This window comes from Alkalihalobacillus phoenicis (genome assembly GCF_047302405.1).
In the GTDB taxonomy this organism is placed as follows: Bacteria; Bacillota; Bacilli; order Bacillales; family Bacillaceae_D; genus Alkalihalobacillus.
Map to the genome: position 1 here is coordinate 1,793,609 of NZ_CP154853.1, position 16,173 is coordinate 1,809,781.

The following is a 16,173-nucleotide window of genomic DNA, read 5'->3' on the forward strand; positions in this document are numbered from 1 at the left end:
GTATTATTCAACTTTAATCGCTTGTTTCTGAGCCATCAAGCATAGTTCTGCCGCTTTAAAAGCATGGGCCTGTCTCATCGCATTTTCCGTCCTATTTAGGCAATCAAGAATGAATTGACCAAAGAAAGGAAAACCAACCTTTCCTTTTACTTGAAAGTGTTGTTCTGTTTCTTCATTTACTAAATAAACATGGTCCCCCTCTTCATCCCTTGCGACATCCACATACTTTCTAATTTCAATCGTTCCTTTTGTTCCTGTAAGAAAAAGTCTTCCATCTCCCCAAGTTGATAGCCCATTCGGTGTATGCCAATCAACCCGAAAGAAGTGAGTCGCTCCATTATCACCAACTAGAGTTGCATCCCCATAGTCTTCTAACTCTGGATATTCTTTCGCGTAATAATTAGCTACTTTGCTATGCAACACTTTAGCCTCCTGACAACCTGTATAATATAAAAATTGCTCAATTTGATGGCTACCGATATCACATAAAATTCCACCATACTGCTCTTTTTGAAAAAACCATTCAGGTCTGTTCTCTGCTTGTAATCGATGTGGACCAAAGCCTGTCACTTGCAAAACACGACCTATTGCCCCTTGTTCAATCAGCTGACCAGCAAAGACAGCACTTTCCACATGAAGTCTTTCACTATAATAAACCATATATTTTTTCCCAGTTTCCAGCACTGCCTTTTTCGCTAGTTCTAGCTGCTCAAGTGTCGTAAATGGTGTTTTATCCGTAAAATAGTCTTTTCCATGCTCCATAACGAGGATACCTAACTCACACCTTTTGGAAGGAATAGCAGCAGCAGCGACAAGCATTACTTCCTTATCTTGTAAAATATCATCCAAGGAGTCTGCTATTCTAACGTTGGGATATTGTCGTTTAAACGCTTCACACTTTTTACGCTCTCCATCATAGACCCATTTCAAATCAGCCCCAGCTTCCATTAATCCGTTACACATTCCATAAATATGTCCATGATCTAAAGCAGTTGCAGCAAAAACAAACTCCCCTTGTTCCACAACTTTATTGATAACTCCTTTAGGTGCATAGTTCATTCCTTCCTTATGACGATTCAACTTGGAGTCACTCCTTTTTTATTTATCAATTAGTGAGTTCCTTCTACATTCAATGTTCGATACCCTTTAATAACTTTACTTTTCGATTGCTGAATTCTTTTTTGTAACTGTTCATAATAAAGCTTTTCATCTAAAGGAAACTCGACCGAATCGTTGATCCAAGTTGACAATTGAATCGCATTTGAAATCATTAATCCTTTAATTCCCTCCTCACCCGGTGCAAGTAAAGGCGTGTTCAATCGGATCGCATCAATAAAGTTTTGTGTAATTACTTCATGCCCTTCTTTTGTTCGTATAATAGGAATTTCACATTTCCAATATTCCGGTTCTCCAAACCCTCCCTTATAAGTTCGATTAAATTCTGGTTCAGAGATTCTTAAACGCCAAAATGTTAACGTTCCATGTTCTACAACGATCTTTCCTTGCTCCCCAACAATTTCAAGTCGATTCGTTCCAGCCGCTTCAGCCGTCGTTGTAATAAAAACAGCTGTTGCTCCATTTTCATATTCCGCATACGCTGTTACTTCATCTTCGACCTCAATATCTCGATACTTTCCAAATGAACAAAAGGACCGAATTTTTGCTGGCATCATCCCAGTCATCCACTGCCATAAATCAAGCTGATGTGGACATTGATTAATTAAAACCCCTCCACCTTCTCCTGCCCAAGTTGCACGCCAGTCACCTGAATCATAGTAACTTTGAGAGCGGTACCAACTTGTCATAATCCAATTAATTCTTCTAATATCTCCTAATTCCTTCGTCTGAATTAAATCTCTCACTTTTTGATAAAGGGGATTCGTTCGTTGATTATACATAATAGAAAATACTTTTCCACTCTCTTTGGCCGCTTCATTCATTCGACGAACTTGTTTTGTATATACACCAGCTGGCTTTTCCGTTAGTACATGCATCTGATGTTCAAAAGCCTTACTTGCTAAACGGGGATGATCATAATGTGGTGTCGCGATTAAGACAGCATCGACTTCAGCCTGCTTAAAAAATAACTCCTCATCTTGAAAAATTTGAATACCTGGATAGCACCGTTCTAATTCTTCCTTTTTATCTAATCGTTGTTCTAATAGTGCTGTTAAAATCGCTCCTTCAATTTTCCCCTCAACTAAATAGTTTACATGAGATGTTCCCATTGAACCGACACCAATTACTCCTACTCTAACCTTTTCCATCTGTCCTTCTCCTCCCTTTTTTAACTTGCTTTAAGAATAAAACAACCACAGTTTAAAACCTTCACTCTAATTGATGAATTAACGCTTACATTTATACAATATTGTTCTATTTAAAACTTTAAGGAAGGAGGACTTATAATTAAAAGAACTTTCTTTGGTTGAAGTTGACGAGAAAGAAACCAAGAAGGTACTGAGAGAATTTCAAACAAGATGGCGTTATTAAGGTTTGCAGGCTGTTGACTATCATTTTCTCAAAATAAATTTGTCGAGATGTGTAAAAATATAATTAGAAAAATTCTCATCATTTTCTTTTATAAGCTTGTTCATCCTGTCTAACTTCTCTATTTCATCCTCATTTAATTCCTGTCGTTCATATATAATATCTCGAAACGGATAACTAGCATTATATACATCTTCGTCGCTGTCTAAATAGGTTTTTATACTTGCTTTTATTTCATCCTCGTCAATTACACTATTTTCTTTTTCAGAGGTAAATATTATACTAGGAATCTCTACGTTCTTTGGAAGAATAACTTCATCGTCGGCAGCAGTAATATTTCCTCCCTGGGAACATGCACTTAAAATCAAAATCATTAAGAAACTATAAATAATCCTCCTCATAATAACTTCTCCTACCTGCTTTTTATATCATAACAATACAAATAATTTCATTTAATCCTATATTTGTAAACCGCTCTACAATTGTCCCAAATAACAACTTTCAACCGTTCGCCTACAGAAACAGAACAAGCAAAAGCTTTATGGTACTCTCTTAAATAGAAAAAAGGAACTGAACCCAATCGGTGTCATTTTCACGACTCCTTTTGAAACAGTCCCTTCCACATATTTAAGATTGACTTATTTTTTCATGCCTAATAATTCTTCTAACACTCTTTTCAGAGAGATAAAATTGAACGGCTAATTCGGCAATTGTTGCTCCTTCTAAAAATAGAACATACATTTTTTCATTTCGTTCTTTTAGAGTTTGCCTCGTTCCGTTGTTTTCTCCCCATGATTTTTTGTTAACGCTTTTTCTCGGGATATACAATGGTTTTCCGTCAACATATTGCTGAATCTTTTTAATTAATTCTTTTGGTAAAACATGCTCCGCATTCATATAGCTCATATTTTGCTCCCTCCCATTTTTGATAAATGTTGAGTAAGAAGCAAAATTTATAGCGAACATTTATTGAATACCCTTCATATCATTCATACAAGCAACTTCATAAAAGATCACCTCAAACCATTTATAATAAATTAAATATTTCAATAATTATACCACTTTCTCAAAACCGATAACATATGGGACAAGTATCTAAAATCATACTTGAATGGAATCAACAAATTCGATTAGTAAATTAATTTAATTAAGAAATAGTTTATCACACTTTTTAAAGGGTGATATGTGGGTTAAAAAGATGCTTTAAAACAAGAGTAGCTGCTCCTATCATCGTTCCATCATCTCCGAGTTTTGATTGCAAAATTTCTGTTTCCCTTGCTTGTGCGGTGAGTGCCTGCTCTTTAACGACCTCTCGTAAAGGGGTTAACACATAATTGCCCGCTTTAGCTACTCCACCACCAATAATAATTCGTGTCGGATTGATTAGATGAATTAAATTAATTACCCCCACCCCGATATAACGTCCGGTATCGGCTAATAGTTGCAACGAAAGTGCATCTCCTTCTTTGGCACATTGATAAATAAGAGCACCGTTAATTGCATTGGGATCGTTATTAGCTTTTTTTAAAAGCTCTTGGTTTTCTTCGGATTCCAACGCCCGTTCCCTTAATACTTCTCCCCCTGCAATGGTTTGGAGGCAACCATAACTACCGCAAGAACACTGCCGACCATTGATGTCAACGATAACGTGACCAATTTCGCCTGCAATCCCATTCTGACCATGAAAAAGTTGATCATTTAATATAATCCCCGCCCCAATTCCGACACCGATATTAATACAAATTAAATTATCTATCCCTTTCCCATTTCCAAACCATGTTTCGCCTAATGTGAAAGCTCGTACGTCATTTTCAACATACACAGGTATCTGAAATTGAGCCTCTAAATGTTTTTTAATCGGGATTTGTCTAAGTTGAAAATTTGGAGCAAAAATCGCAACCCCTTCTAAATGATCAACAACACCATGCATCCCTATGCCAATTCCCATTATCTTGTCTATATTTATTTTTGACTTTGTAATCACTGCTTTGATGACTGAAACGATTTGTTCAAGTAATTGGTCTTTTGTAAGTGGACTTGGTAAGATTATTTCATCTTTTGCTTGAAGCGTCGCACTTAAATTCGTTACTACTGCCCGAACAGTATGCCCACCAACATCGACTCCAACAATAAACGAGTCTCTGTTGTTAATCGTTAATAATATTGGCTTCCGCCCTCCTTGGGACACCCCGACCTTACTCTCACACACTAAATTTTCGTTAATTAATTCCGCTACGATATTGGTTATCGTTGCAGGAGTCAACTTTGTTTTTTTAGCTATCTCGGCACGAGAAATGGGATTATGTAAGCGAATTGTATTTAAAATCGTTGACTTATTTAATAATTTCATCCCTTGAAAACTACCTGTTTGTATTCTTGACATATAAAGCCTCCTACACTACTATGATTCACTGAAATGAGTTTAGATGATTTGGATTACTCCACCAGCTGAATCCATGATGGCTCACCTAATTATTTAGGGTTCGTCCCGGTTAAAAGTGAGAATGAGATTTTTTCAATGGATGTTACTATTCCTTTTGATTTTAATCGGTAACATCCTTAGGGTCAAAGTTTTTAAGGATTTCGTATACAGCTAGTCCATCACTCACATGTTTTTCACTATATTTAATCGGTAACAAAGCAAAGAATACATAGTAAACCGAAAAGTAGCCGAACTGATAAAAATAAGTTGTTTCTGGTAAGATATTTATCATAATGAGGAGATTAAGAAGAAGCATAGAGCCTAAATTAAAAATCACTCCACCTAAATGGACCAAAATATGAGCAAGTTTGTTATTTATTTTTAACCCTTTATATGTACAAGAGGAATCTGCTATATAAATCCACTTTAATGAAATCGGTCCTACCCTTAAAATGGTTTTTCCTCTGCCTATGATTAGATTAGATGTTCCTCCCATCATTTTCGCCATCGTCCAATGACCGAACTGATGAATAAAAGATACGAAAGGAAGGATTAGAAAAAAAGCCCAAAAAGCCGTTAAAAGGTCGCTCCACTCAAACATAAAGACTTCTCCTTTTTTAGTTTATTTTCCCCTTAGTACCTTTTATAAAACTTCCATTCAAAAGTTTCCCATGTATATCATTCAACAAGTAAAATACCCACCAAATAACAGGATGACCACACACAATAGCTGCCACTTTATTGTTTGAAGTGTTAAAATATAAGAAGAAATGAAGTTATTATTTCGTTAACAAGTAGGGTTGTATAATAAAAGTGGTTATCGGAGGTTCGTCATGGAAGATAAAAAATGTGATTTAATACACACAAGTAATGTTAAGGAAAAGAAATTAGAAGTGATTGATGGATATACGATAAAGTACCATGCAAACGGAACAACAAGATGGTCAAAGGGAAAAATGATAGAAGATAAGCCAGAAGGGTATTGGGAATGGTATCGAACTGATGGGACAATTAAGCGGTCAGGCTATTTTGAAATGGGCGAACCTGTTGGAGAATGGGTCACCTATGATAGCAAAGATGAAAAGTACAAAACTACTAATCGTGATAAAAAATAAAAGGATAGGGTAGCTTCAATAGCTAGCATAAAAAGGCTGTCCACATAAGATCTTTCTCATGACTCTTATCGGACAGTCCCTTTTTTACGCAATAAATTCCAATACTATTTAGTTTTTTTCACTTAGAAAAATTCTTAAAGTTGAAGCAATTTACCTGAATTCAGCTTTGTTAACCCTTCTTTATATTCTCCCTCAAGTTCATTTACGATTTCGTTGACTGTTTGAACTTTGTCAATCGTACCGACACCGTGTCCTGCTGAAACAATGTCTTTCCACGCCTTTGAATCACTGTGGCTAACATCAACAATGTCCTTTTTCTTTAACTTTTCTGGATCAAGTCCAGCGTTAATAATACTTTTAACAAGATAGTTCGCATTGACACCACTAAAGGCATCTGTATAAACAATGTCTTCAGCTGTCGACTCAATCAGCGTGTTTTGATAAACATCGTTCGCTAAACTTTCACTAGCTGCGATAAACCTTGTCCCCATATAGGCAAAATCTGCTCCCAAAGCTTGAGTAGCAAGAATATCTCGACCATTCGTCACACTTCCAGCAAGAAGAGTGATTCCATTCCAAAACTGTTTAACCGAAGCGATAAAGGCAAGTGGATTAAGAGTTCCACCATGCCCACCCGCTCCATTGGAAACTAAAATAAGGCCATCGACACCAGTTTCCGCGGCTTTTTTGGCGTGTGTAAGCGTTGCCACATCTGAAAAAACTAAACCACCATATCCGTGAACGATTTCGACAACAGACGTTGGCTTACCAAGTGACGTAATAACAATAGGAGGTTCATATTTTCTAATCAGTTCTAAATCTGATTCATAGCGTTTATTGGATTTATGAACGATCAAATTGACTGCCCAAGGAGCTATTTCTTTATCTTGATGTAATATTTTCGCCTCAGCTAACTCCTCTTTGATTTGAGTCATCCATTCCTCTAAAATCTCTCCTGTTCTTGCGTTCAATAGTGGGAATGAGCCAATAATTCCAGATTTACAAGCTTCAATGACGAGTTCCGTCCCTGAAACAAGAAACATTGGGGCACAAATAACTGGTAACCTTGTATTGTCCAAAAGTAAATCGAGCTTCGAATGTTGCATGAGCATATCCTCTCCATTTCCAAAGTGATTAAACAAAACAGTAAAAATTCTAAATATAAACTATCTTTCTATAATAGTGTAATAGACTTTCAACAATTTTCCAAGTAAAAGAGTGAATATTCCCCTAATTTAGACAGAAAGATTCAATTATGTATTGGCTCAAATTAAACATATCATGTAAATCGGCTGCTCTATAAAAATAATGGAGTGCTTCAGTTCACTATTTTGGCATACACTCACGTCCCTCATGTCTAAACTCGCCACCCGCTTAGACTTCTGTATGAGTCTCGACAACCAGTTTGCAGCTAACCATCCCCTCACCTACACCGCTGTAGTTATACTAGCCCGTTTTTTCACCATTTTTAAAACTAAAAAGAAGACATATATTCCATTTTTTCTTCAAATCAAAATATTATTTGAATATTTTGAATTTAACTTGCATTTTTTGAGGTGAACCCGTAATATAATTATCGGGAAGCAAATTTTGTTAAGACGGTTCCTCAGAGGAAACGTCTTTTCTTTTTTGTCTTTTCTTTGGCTTTATCTCTTATTTCTTTGATATTTTTTAATCCTAGTGTGATGGAAGAAAAGATTGTGGCGACAAGCACTAGCAGTTGTAAAAAAGGCTCAAGCCACTCCAACACGATTATCTCCCCCTTTTCTTATAAAACAAGCCCTACACAGTAATGATTAAACTGGTAAGGCTCATTTTTCAAAGTGAATACTGAAAAAATGACACTTTAAGATAATTATGGAATATATGTCACTTTTAATTGTATCATATTCGTAGCTTAACTGGTACAAATATAAGAATATTCGTTCGATTATACCGGTTGACATTTTATATTACAATATTAATTATTACTTAATCCCTAAGATAAATAATGGAATTCAGTAAGAAAAAGGAAGATGGTAATAAAGTTATGACAAAGCTCGACTTATCTCTACCTCAGCTGAAAAAATACCTATTTTCGAATTTCTACAATATATTAACATAACATCTAGTCCGTTCTCACTAACTTATTGTTTGTTTCTTCTAATCTCCTTCTCAATTTTCCGTAAAGCTTTTTTTGAACCTCTTTCCAGGTCATGCTGCATTTTTCGAGTTTGATAATCAACAAACAAAGTGTCTATGTCATAACCTTCTGGATATAATTCTTTTGCTTCTAATTCTAAACTCATTCGTTTAATATTAACTTCTTTTAATTCTTTATTATGGAAGACGATAACATTATAAAAGGCGTCGACTTCTTTATAAATAATTCCAAAATCATCATAGTCGAATAATTTAACTCGGTCTCCTCTTTTATAATCATATTTCACTTTCGGTTCCGTATGAAGCACTTTTGGTTTCCTGACAATATCCGGATTGACTAGGTTAAAGTGATAATCTTTGTTTTGCATATAACCCTTTGCTCTTTCTAACACCTGTTCATTGATTTGCATTTTCCTTGATATCCATAGAGCATTGCTTTCCCCTGATTTGCCAATCATTAATTGATATAATGGCTCCAATGTTTGCTGGTTAAACTGCATCGCCGCATTCATAAACTCATCGTGCTGTTCAGAATAACGCTTAATTTCCCCGTAATGGGTAGTTGCGACTGTCATACAACCCATTTGATAAAATTCCTCCAAAATGGATATAGCAAGAGCGGCCCCTTCATTTGGCTCTGTGCCGCTGCCGATTTCATCAAATAGCAAGAGCGTATGATTATTTGCTTTTTTCATAATTTCAGACACATTTTTCATATGAGAAGAAAATGTACTTAAAGCATTTTCTAAACTTTGATTATCACCAATGTCGACAAAGATTTTTTCAAAAATTGATACTTCTGTTTCTTTATCAGCTGTTATATGGAAACCAGACATCACAGCCATCGTCAGCAAGCCTATCGTTTTCAAAACAATTGTTTTACCACCGGCATTAGGCCCTGTAATGACTAAACTCCGATAATCTTCCCCTATTTCAAATTGAAGTGGAACGACCTTTCCTGTTAAAAGTGGATGTTGACCACCAACTATTTTTATATAGCCATGTTCATTGACTTTTGGTTCAATCCCTTGAATGGCTTTACTGAACTTCGCCTTCGCAAAAACCATATCATATTGACTAATGAGGTCTATGTTCATTTTGAGTTCATGATTCTTTTCAATAATCATTCCTGATAAAGTAGCTAAAATTTGATATTCCTCCATTGTCTCTTCCGCTTTTAAACTGGCTAGTTCTCCATTTAACTTCGCTACTGTACTCGGTTCGATAAAAACGGTGGAACCTTTAGAAGAAACTTCAACAATCGTTCCCGAAACTTGATTTTTATAAGAGGCTTTTATCGGAATCGTCAATCGGTCATTTTTTTTACTAATAAAAAATTCTTGAATGTATTTTTTATTAGTACTGCTATTTAAAAATTTATGGAGTCGGTCATTAATTTTTTCTTCCGTCAGATTGATTTGTCTACGAATTCGCTTTAGTTCCTTACTCGCTTGTGCATCCACACGGTTATTTTTAATACAATGATTGATTTCTTCTTCTACATTTTGTAATTCAGACATTGAAAGGGCATACGATGATAAAACAGGAGCAAAAAATTCCTTCGCTAACATAAATGATTTCATTTTTCGACATCCCCTTAAAAAATCGGAGATGCTGATTAATTCACTCGGGTCTAAAATCATCCCTTTTTCAAGCTTTTGTACGGTATTTTCTATATTCGAAACACCAATAAAGGGAATATGGCTTTCTGCATCTAAAATCGCTCTTGCCTCCGTTGTCTCATTTAAACGATTCTTGACAACTTTTAATTGAGAACTCGGTTTCAGTTTATCGAGTAGTTGCTTACCTAGCCCACTTACACAATAAGATTTTACAGTTTGTTTAAGCTCCTCATATTGTAACTTTTCAAATGTTGATTGATTCATTGTTTATTCTCCTCACTATGATTTAATAAATTCATTCATAAATGAAGATACCTACCGATTAAATTTCAATTGTTAAGGCGATTGATTTTAGAATTCACTATTTGGTTTTCTCCGCTAGCTAAAATATACATATAAAAAAAGCTACGGAGATACCGCAGCTTTTTACATTTACAAGGCTTACGTCATTATGAAAGTTACGCAAATAAGCCAATAAAACTAATGGCTACCCTCAAAAAATGACACGCTTTATAAAGTATTGTAGGTATCTTCATAGGTTTGAAATAAATCCACAACAAATAAAGGGATAGAAATACCCTTTTTCTGAATTTATCTCATTAAATTTTCCCTATTTAGAACCTACCGCACTCACAAAAAGCACCTCTCATTTATATTCATTTTTAATAATTGAAATCTAATCGTTAAGCAACATGTTACTATGGTTGAAAGAAAAAGTAAACCTTTACTTCTTCCTATTATGTTTTTGTTGTCTCCACCTGCTATTGATGACTACTTTTTCCCTTCCTCCTTTTGTTGTATCCTATCTAATAATTTTCACAACCAACATGCCTCTTTCCCTTGTGTGGCGACATGTGTGACTATATCTTTCGCTTATAAAAAAAGCCTGTCGACTCCCTCGATTACGAGACGTTGCCGACAAGCTAGCACCTCCCTCTAAATTTCAGAGGCTTTGATTATTTTATATCAGTTACCTTAATTATTTTCACTGTGGTAAAGTCGTTTTAGTCGCCAGCTTTTCTTCAACCATCTTAATAAAAAATGCATGCATTCTTGAATCATCCGTTAGCTCTGGATGATAGGAGCAGGCTAAAAATGGCCCTTGTTTGACGGCGACAATTTCACCACTGTACTCACTTAAAACTTCAACATCTCTTCCGACTTCTTTAACAAGCGGAGCTCGAATAAAGACAGCTTGTAAGTCTTCAGCAATACCTGCGACATTTAAATGAACCTCAAAACTTTCCCGTTGCCTGCCAAAAGCATTTCGTTCCACAACCATATCGATAAACCCTAAGTGCCCTTCTTCTTTATCGACGAGAGATTCAGCCATTAAAATCATGCCAGCACATGTACCGAATACAGGTTTACCTGCTTCACCAAAAGCTCGTAAAGGTTCTAGAAAATCGTATTTATCGATGAGCTTTCTCATTGTAGTAGATTCCCCACCAGGTAAAACTAAACCATCGATTTCTTTTAGCTGCTCTGGACGTTTAATTTCCTTTGCCAAAGCTCCATTGTTTTCGAGGAAACGAACATGCTCAGAGACAGCTCCTTGTAAGGAAAGGACGCCAATTGTTGCCATTACCAACCGCGCTCCTGCATACGCTCTGCTTGTGATAAAGTTGAGATTTCAATTCCTTTCATTGCGCTTCCTAAATCTTTAGATAACTCAGCGATTAATTTATAATCCGTATAATGAGTTGTCGCTTCTACAATCGCTCTAGCAAACTTTTCTGGATTATCTGATTTGAAAATACCTGAACCAACAAAGACACCATCTGCTCCTAATTGCATCATTAACGCCGCATCAGCAGGAGTAGCAACTCCACCAGCAGCAAAGTTAACAACTGGGAATTTACCAGTCTCTTTAATTTGTAATAATAATTCATATGGAGCACCAAGGTTTTTGGCTTCAGTCATTAATTCATCTACTGACATCGCAACAACTTGTTTAATCTGAGCTTGCATTTGTCTCATATGGCGAACAGCTTCGACGATGTTTCCTGTTCCTGGCTCTCCTTTTGTACGAATCATGGATGCACCTTCACCAATTCTACGAGCGGCTTCACCTAAATCACGAGCACCACATACGAATGGGACAGTGAAATCACGTTTATTTAAATGATATACTTCATCAGCAGGAGTTAACACTTCACTTTCATCAATGTAGTCCACACCCATCGCTTCCAAAATGCGTGCCTCGACAATATGACCAATTCTCGCTTTAGCCATGACAGGAATCGAAACAGCGTTCATAACTTCCTCCATAATAGTCGGGTCAGCCATTCTTGCGACACCACCAGCAGCACGAATATCAGATGGTACTCGTTCTAGGGCCATTACAGCAACTGCTCCAGCTTCTTCCGCGATTTTCGCTTGCTCAGCATTGATGACATCCATAATAACGCCACCTTTTTGCATTTCAGCCATACCTCTTTTAACTTTATCAGTACCTAGTAATTTTTCCATATGTAGCACCTCTCCATTTGCAATAGTTTGATTTGTTTATTATTATAAAAATAGTTTGGTTGTATTAAAAGTGTCAGTTTTTAATAATTTAATGAGGTCAGTATTAAATGGAGTGTGAATATAGATGAATATGCTTTGGTGTGAATTAGATCGAGAAAGTGCAACCCCTTTATACGAACAGTTATATTTATATATAAAAAATGAAATTGCTGATGGTCGGCTTGAATACGGGACCAAGCTTCCTTCCAAACGAAAATTAGCGGATTTTCTTAAATTAAGCCAAAATACGGTTGAAACAGCCTATGATCAACTGAGTGCAGAAGGTTATGTTGAAGTGATTCCTAGAAAAGGTTTTTTCGTACAAGCCTTCGAAGATTTAGAATATACAACATCAAGTGAACCAAATGTCGAAGTGTTACAAAAAAAGAAGGACTCTATTCGCTTTAATTTTCACCCAAGTCATATTGATACAAAAAACTTCCCTTTTGACAAATGGCGAAAATATACAAAAAATACAATCGATGTTCACAATCACCACTTACTCTTGTTAGGCGATAACCAAGGAGAATATGAATTACGTCATGAAATTTCTCAATATTTATATCACTCACGTGGTGTTCAGTGTAGTCCGCGGCAGATTATTGTTGGTGCAGGTGTTGAAGTTCTCTTGCAACAGCTCGTTCTCTTATTGGGCGAACAGAAAGTATATGGAGTCGAGGACCCGGGATATCATTTAATGTTAAAGATTTTAAAAAACTATCCTCATGAAGTGATTCCACTAAATGTCGATGAAGAAGGTGTTCGTGTTAAAGAAGTGATCGGCTCTAACATTAATATTGTTTATGCCACACCCTCACACCATTTTCCATATGGGAGTGTTTTATCTGTTAATCGTCGAAAACAGTTGTTAAACTGGGCGGAAGGTGACAAAGAACGGTTTATTATTGAGGACGATTACGATAGTGAGTTTCGTTATACAGGAAAAACGATCCCCTCTTTACATAGCATGGATTTTTCCGAAAAAGTCATTTATTTAGGAACTTTTTCAAAATCACTTATGCCTTCCGTTCGCATTAGTTATATGGTCTTACCTAAACCGTTACTCCAACTTTATCAGGATAAATTCTCCTTCTATCATTCAACCGTGTCTCGGATTGATCAAACGGTATTAACTGAGTTTATGAAACATGGAGACTTCGAGAAACATTTAAACCGAATGAGAAAAATTTATCGTCGTAAGCTCGAGAAGGTATTGAGTTTACTAAAACCATATGAAGAGGGATTAACGATTATCGGGGAGCGGTCAGGCTTACACATCGTCCTCGTTGTCAAAAATGGTATGGATGAAACCACTTTAGTCAAAAAAGCTGCCCATGAGAACTTAAAAGTTTACCCGCTCTCTGCCTATTCGATGGCCATTGATGATACATCACCACCTCGTATATTGCTCGGATTTGCCGGGATTGCGGAAGAAGACTTGGAGTTAGCGATTACAATGTTATTGAAAGCATGGGGGTATAAACACAAGTAAAAACGAGGATGTCTAAGCGAAAGCTAACAGACATTCTCGTTTTTTAGTATCAAGGGCTTATGATTCAAAATTTTGAAGCTCACAGTCCCTACTACATTCCCAAAGCAAATAACCCTATCGCAAAAAGAACACCTAAGACTGGAATAAGCACTGTGACAGCCGCAAAAGCAGGATAAGCATCCTTATGTGTTTCGCCACAAATGGCCCGAATCGTTGTAACTACATATCCTCCATATGGCAGCGTATCAAGAGCACCAGAAGAAATCGCAGCAACGCGGTGTAAAGCTTCTGGGTCGACACCCATATCTAAGTAATGCGGTGCAACCAATGGAAGAGCAATTTGTTGACCACCAGATGAAGACCCTGTTAACCCGGCAATGACACCAACGGCAATGGCCGCCCCAATTAATGGACTTCCAGGTAAATCGGTCACCGCAGCAACCGCAGAATTAAAGGCTTCTGTATTTTTGGCTACTGCCCCAAAACCAACAACAGCGGCAGTATTCGTAATCGCAAGCAAAGCCCCCATCGTCCCATTTGAAGCCGATGTCCAAACACTCTTTAAATATTTGTGATTTAAAGCCCATGTAGCGATAATTCCACTTGTTAACGCGATTATTAAGGCAGACGTCCCAAGTGAATCATGGAAAATAAACGATACAATTAAAACAATTAATAACGGAATCGCTGAAAGCAGTGGGTTTGGCAAATCTTGCTTTTCAATAACTGGATCACCATCACGAGCTTCAAACTTTTCACCTTTGGCGACGGCTCGATCAATGATTTTTTTCAATAACCAATAGCCACTAATAGCCATAAAAATGGCAACGATTAAACTGACTTCCCAAGCAGCATAAGCGGTTGTTCCTAAAAACGGAATCGGAATCCAATTTTGAATCTCTGGCGAACCCGCAGAAGTCATCGTAAATGTAACCGAACCAAAGGCTAATGCTGCAGGAATAAATCTCCTTGGTAAATTGGCTTGTTTAAATAGACTAAGAGCTAATGGAAAAACAGAGAAACCGACAATAAATAAACTAACACCACCATAAGTTAATATCGCACATGCGGCAACGACTGCGGCAACGGCGTATTTGACACCCAGACGGTCAACGACCCATTTCGAGACACTATCAGCGGCTCTTGCATCGCCCATCACTTTCCCGAAAATAGACCCTAATAAGAACATAATAAACCATGAGGCAACAAAACCAGAGAAACCTTCCATATAGCTATTTAACATACTGATTTCCCCTTCAGCCACCATTTGCGGAAACAACGGTATCCCACTAAAAACAGCTAAAAATAATGTAGATAAAGGGGCAGCAATTAATAAATTCATACCTCGCATCGTTAATATTATTAAAAGGGCTAAACCACCAACAAGGCCGATCACACTAAAGATCATTTTATTTCCCTCATTTCAACCATTTATTTGTATACGCTTTCATATTAAGACTTTAAAAACGAACTAAACGGACTTATTGAGCGACATATCCTCCGTCAATAACTAACGCTTGACCAGTTACACCTTTTGCCTGATCACTGGAAAGAAACATTGCGTAATCAGATATCTCTTGGACTGACAACAGTCTTTTTTGTGGAACTAACGGAAAAATAACTTCTTCTAATGCTTTTTCAAAGGACACACCACGATTTTGAGCCAAGTCTTTTAACTGATTTCGAACAAGAGGAGTGTCAACATAACCTGGACAAAGGGCATTAACCGTTATTCCAAATTCAGCTGCTTCAAGAGCTGCGACTTTCGTTAAACCGATTACACCATGCTTAGCACTGTTGTATCCCGCTTTGCCAGAGAAACCAATTAAGCCATTAATGGAAGCCATATTAATGATTCGTCCAAAAGACTGCTTTTTCATAATAGGTAAGGCATATTTTGTTGCAACAAAAGGGGCGATAAGCATCACTTTTGTCATCAACTCAAATGTCTCCGTCGAAAAATCTTCAATGGCAGAAACATGTTGAAAACCAGCATTATTAATCAGAACATCTAACCTTCCATAATGAGCGACCGTTTGTTCGATTGCCACCCGCAAATCCGTTTCAACCGTTACATCACATTTCATCCCCAAACAATCATAACCCTCTTGTTGACATTTAGTCGTTACTTGTTTCACTTTCTCTTCATTCAAATCTGTAAACACTACTTTTGCACCACTTTTAATAAAAGAAAGACCGATTTCGTAACCAATTCCACTAGCAGCCCCGGTAATAAATACAACTTTATTTGTGATCATTTCTAGTAACCTCCTAATTGATGTTTACTGTTTAAACTCATTTCATTTAGCTAAATACAATTTCAAAACCGTTATGAAAAAACGCTTTCAAAAGTTAATTTAGGTTTTCTTAAAATCTTTCACT

The 16,173-nt window shown here is 36.8% G+C and carries 15 protein-coding genes; 2 read left to right on the top strand and 13 right to left on the bottom strand.

Annotated elements, in window-relative coordinates:
- Positions 1–3: 3 nt before the first annotated feature.
- The 6 genes from AA0017_RS08520 to AA0017_RS08545 form a co-directional block, all read right to left on the bottom strand.
- Positions 4–1,059, bottom strand: a complete 1,056-nt coding sequence (locus AA0017_RS08520) for a Gfo/Idh/MocA family protein (RefSeq protein ID WP_413382489.1) — start codon at positions 1,057–1,059, stop codon at positions 4–6.
- 50 nt (positions 1,060–1,109) lie between these two features.
- Entirely contained in the window at positions 1,110–2,267 is a 1,158-nt protein-coding gene (locus AA0017_RS08525; RefSeq protein ID WP_413380914.1) for a Gfo/Idh/MocA family protein, read from the bottom strand.
- A gap of 243 nt (positions 2,268–2,510) precedes the next feature.
- Positions 2,511–2,888 carry an NDxxF motif lipoprotein gene (locus tag AA0017_RS08530; protein WP_413380916.1) on the bottom strand — a complete coding sequence of 126 codons (378 nt, stop codon included), beginning with the start codon at positions 2,886–2,888 and terminating at the stop codon, positions 2,511–2,513.
- Positions 2,889–3,114: 226 nt separating this feature from the next.
- On the bottom strand, positions 3,115–3,393 hold the full coding sequence (locus tag AA0017_RS08535; RefSeq protein ID WP_413380918.1) for a CD3324 family protein: 279 nt from the start codon (positions 3,391–3,393) through the stop codon (positions 3,115–3,117).
- Between the two features lie 265 nt (positions 3,394–3,658).
- Positions 3,659–4,870, bottom strand: a complete 1,212-nt coding sequence (locus tag AA0017_RS08540) for an ROK family transcriptional regulator (protein WP_413380920.1) — start codon at positions 4,868–4,870, stop codon at positions 3,659–3,661.
- Between the two features lie 160 nt (positions 4,871–5,030).
- Positions 5,031–5,510 carry a hypothetical protein gene (locus tag AA0017_RS08545; protein ID WP_413380922.1) on the bottom strand — a complete coding sequence of 160 codons (480 nt, stop codon included), beginning with the start codon at positions 5,508–5,510 and terminating at the stop codon, positions 5,031–5,033.
- A 232-nt stretch (positions 5,511–5,742) separates the two neighbouring features.
- On the opposite strand from AA0017_RS08545, the gene AA0017_RS08550 reads away from it, so the two are divergent.
- On the top strand, positions 5,743–6,024 hold the full coding sequence (locus AA0017_RS08550; RefSeq protein WP_413380924.1) for a hypothetical protein: 282 nt from the start codon (positions 5,743–5,745) through the stop codon (positions 6,022–6,024).
- Between the two features lie 134 nt (positions 6,025–6,158).
- Here AA0017_RS08550 and AA0017_RS08555 read toward each other — a convergent pair whose 3' ends face one another.
- The 5 genes from AA0017_RS08555 to pdxS all read right to left on the bottom strand — a co-directional run bounded on the left by AA0017_RS08555 (position 6,159) and on the right by pdxS (position 12,260).
- Entirely contained in the window at positions 6,159–7,130 is a 972-nt protein-coding gene (locus AA0017_RS08555) for an NAD(P)H-dependent flavin oxidoreductase (protein WP_413380926.1), read from the bottom strand.
- Between the two features lie 500 nt (positions 7,131–7,630).
- Entirely contained in the window at positions 7,631–7,774 is a 144-nt protein-coding gene (locus AA0017_RS08560) for a hypothetical protein (RefSeq protein ID WP_168771640.1), read from the bottom strand.
- 376 nt (positions 7,775–8,150) lie between these two features.
- Positions 8,151–10,052, bottom strand: coding sequence for an endonuclease MutS2 (locus tag AA0017_RS08565; RefSeq protein WP_413380928.1), 1,902 nt, complete (start codon positions 10,050–10,052; stop codon positions 8,151–8,153).
- A gap of 721 nt (positions 10,053–10,773) precedes the next feature.
- Positions 10,774–11,373, bottom strand: coding sequence for a pyridoxal 5'-phosphate synthase glutaminase subunit PdxT (gene pdxT / locus AA0017_RS08570; protein WP_413380930.1), 600 nt, complete (start codon positions 11,371–11,373; stop codon positions 10,774–10,776).
- Entirely contained in the window at positions 11,373–12,260 is an 888-nt protein-coding gene (gene pdxS / locus AA0017_RS08575) for a pyridoxal 5'-phosphate synthase lyase subunit PdxS (RefSeq protein ID WP_413380932.1), read from the bottom strand. The genes pdxT and pdxS overlap by 1 nt, the downstream gene beginning before the upstream one ends.
- A gap of 124 nt (positions 12,261–12,384) precedes the next feature.
- Here pdxS and AA0017_RS08580 point away from each other — a divergent pair, with 124 nt between their 5' ends.
- A complete protein-coding gene (locus AA0017_RS08580) occupies positions 12,385–13,791 on the top strand; it encodes a PLP-dependent aminotransferase family protein (protein WP_413380934.1) in 1,407 nt (468 codons plus the stop codon).
- Positions 13,792–13,882: 91 nt separating this feature from the next.
- Here the strand turns inward: AA0017_RS08580 and AA0017_RS08585 are convergent, their stop codons facing one another.
- The gene (locus tag AA0017_RS08585) at positions 13,883–15,196 is read right to left on the bottom strand and encodes a GntP family permease (RefSeq protein ID WP_413382492.1); all 1,314 of its coding nucleotides are present in this window, start codon (positions 15,194–15,196) and stop codon (positions 13,883–13,885) included.
- 76 nt (positions 15,197–15,272) lie between these two features.
- Positions 15,273–16,049 carry a 3-hydroxybutyrate dehydrogenase gene (locus tag AA0017_RS08590; protein ID WP_413380936.1) on the bottom strand — a complete coding sequence of 259 codons (777 nt, stop codon included), beginning with the start codon at positions 16,047–16,049 and terminating at the stop codon, positions 15,273–15,275.
- Between the last annotated feature and the right edge of the window lie 124 nt (positions 16,050–16,173).

Excerpts from the sequence above, each read along its gene's own strand:
- AA0017_RS08555 (WP_413380926.1), bottom strand. The coding sequence starts at position 7,130 with ATGCAACATTCGAAGCTCGATTTACTTTTGGACAATACAAGGTTACCA.
- AA0017_RS08535 (WP_413380918.1), bottom strand. The coding sequence starts at position 3,393 with ATGAGCTATATGAATGCGGAGCATGTTTTACCAAAAGAATTAATTAAA.
- AA0017_RS08580 (WP_413380934.1), top strand. The coding sequence starts at position 12,385 with ATGAATATGCTTTGGTGTGAATTAGATCGAGAAAGTGCAACCCCTTTA.
- AA0017_RS08545 (WP_413380922.1), bottom strand. The coding sequence starts at position 5,510 with ATGTTTGAGTGGAGCGACCTTTTAACGGCTTTTTGGGCTTTTTTTCTA.
- AA0017_RS08530 (WP_413380916.1), bottom strand. The coding sequence starts at position 2,888 with ATGAGGAGGATTATTTATAGTTTCTTAATGATTTTGATTTTAAGTGCA.
- AA0017_RS08565 (WP_413380928.1), bottom strand. The coding sequence starts at position 10,052 with ATGAATCAATCAACATTTGAAAAGTTACAATATGAGGAGCTTAAACAA.
- AA0017_RS08520 (WP_413382489.1), bottom strand. The coding sequence starts at position 1,059 with ATGAACTATGCACCTAAAGGAGTTATCAATAAAGTTGTGGAACAAGGG.
- pdxS (WP_413380932.1), bottom strand. The coding sequence starts at position 12,260 with ATGGAAAAATTACTAGGTACTGATAAAGTTAAAAGAGGTATGGCTGAA.
- AA0017_RS08590 (WP_413380936.1), bottom strand. The coding sequence starts at position 16,049 with ATGATCACAAATAAAGTTGTATTTATTACCGGGGCTGCTAGTGGAATT.
- AA0017_RS08525 (WP_413380914.1), bottom strand. The coding sequence starts at position 2,267 with ATGGAAAAGGTTAGAGTAGGAGTAATTGGTGTCGGTTCAATGGGAACA.
- pdxT (WP_413380930.1), bottom strand. The coding sequence starts at position 11,373 with ATGGCAACAATTGGCGTCCTTTCCTTACAAGGAGCTGTCTCTGAGCAT.
- AA0017_RS08540 (WP_413380920.1), bottom strand. The coding sequence starts at position 4,870 with ATGTCAAGAATACAAACAGGTAGTTTTCAAGGGATGAAATTATTAAAT.
- AA0017_RS08550 (WP_413380924.1), top strand. The coding sequence starts at position 5,743 with ATGGAAGATAAAAAATGTGATTTAATACACACAAGTAATGTTAAGGAA.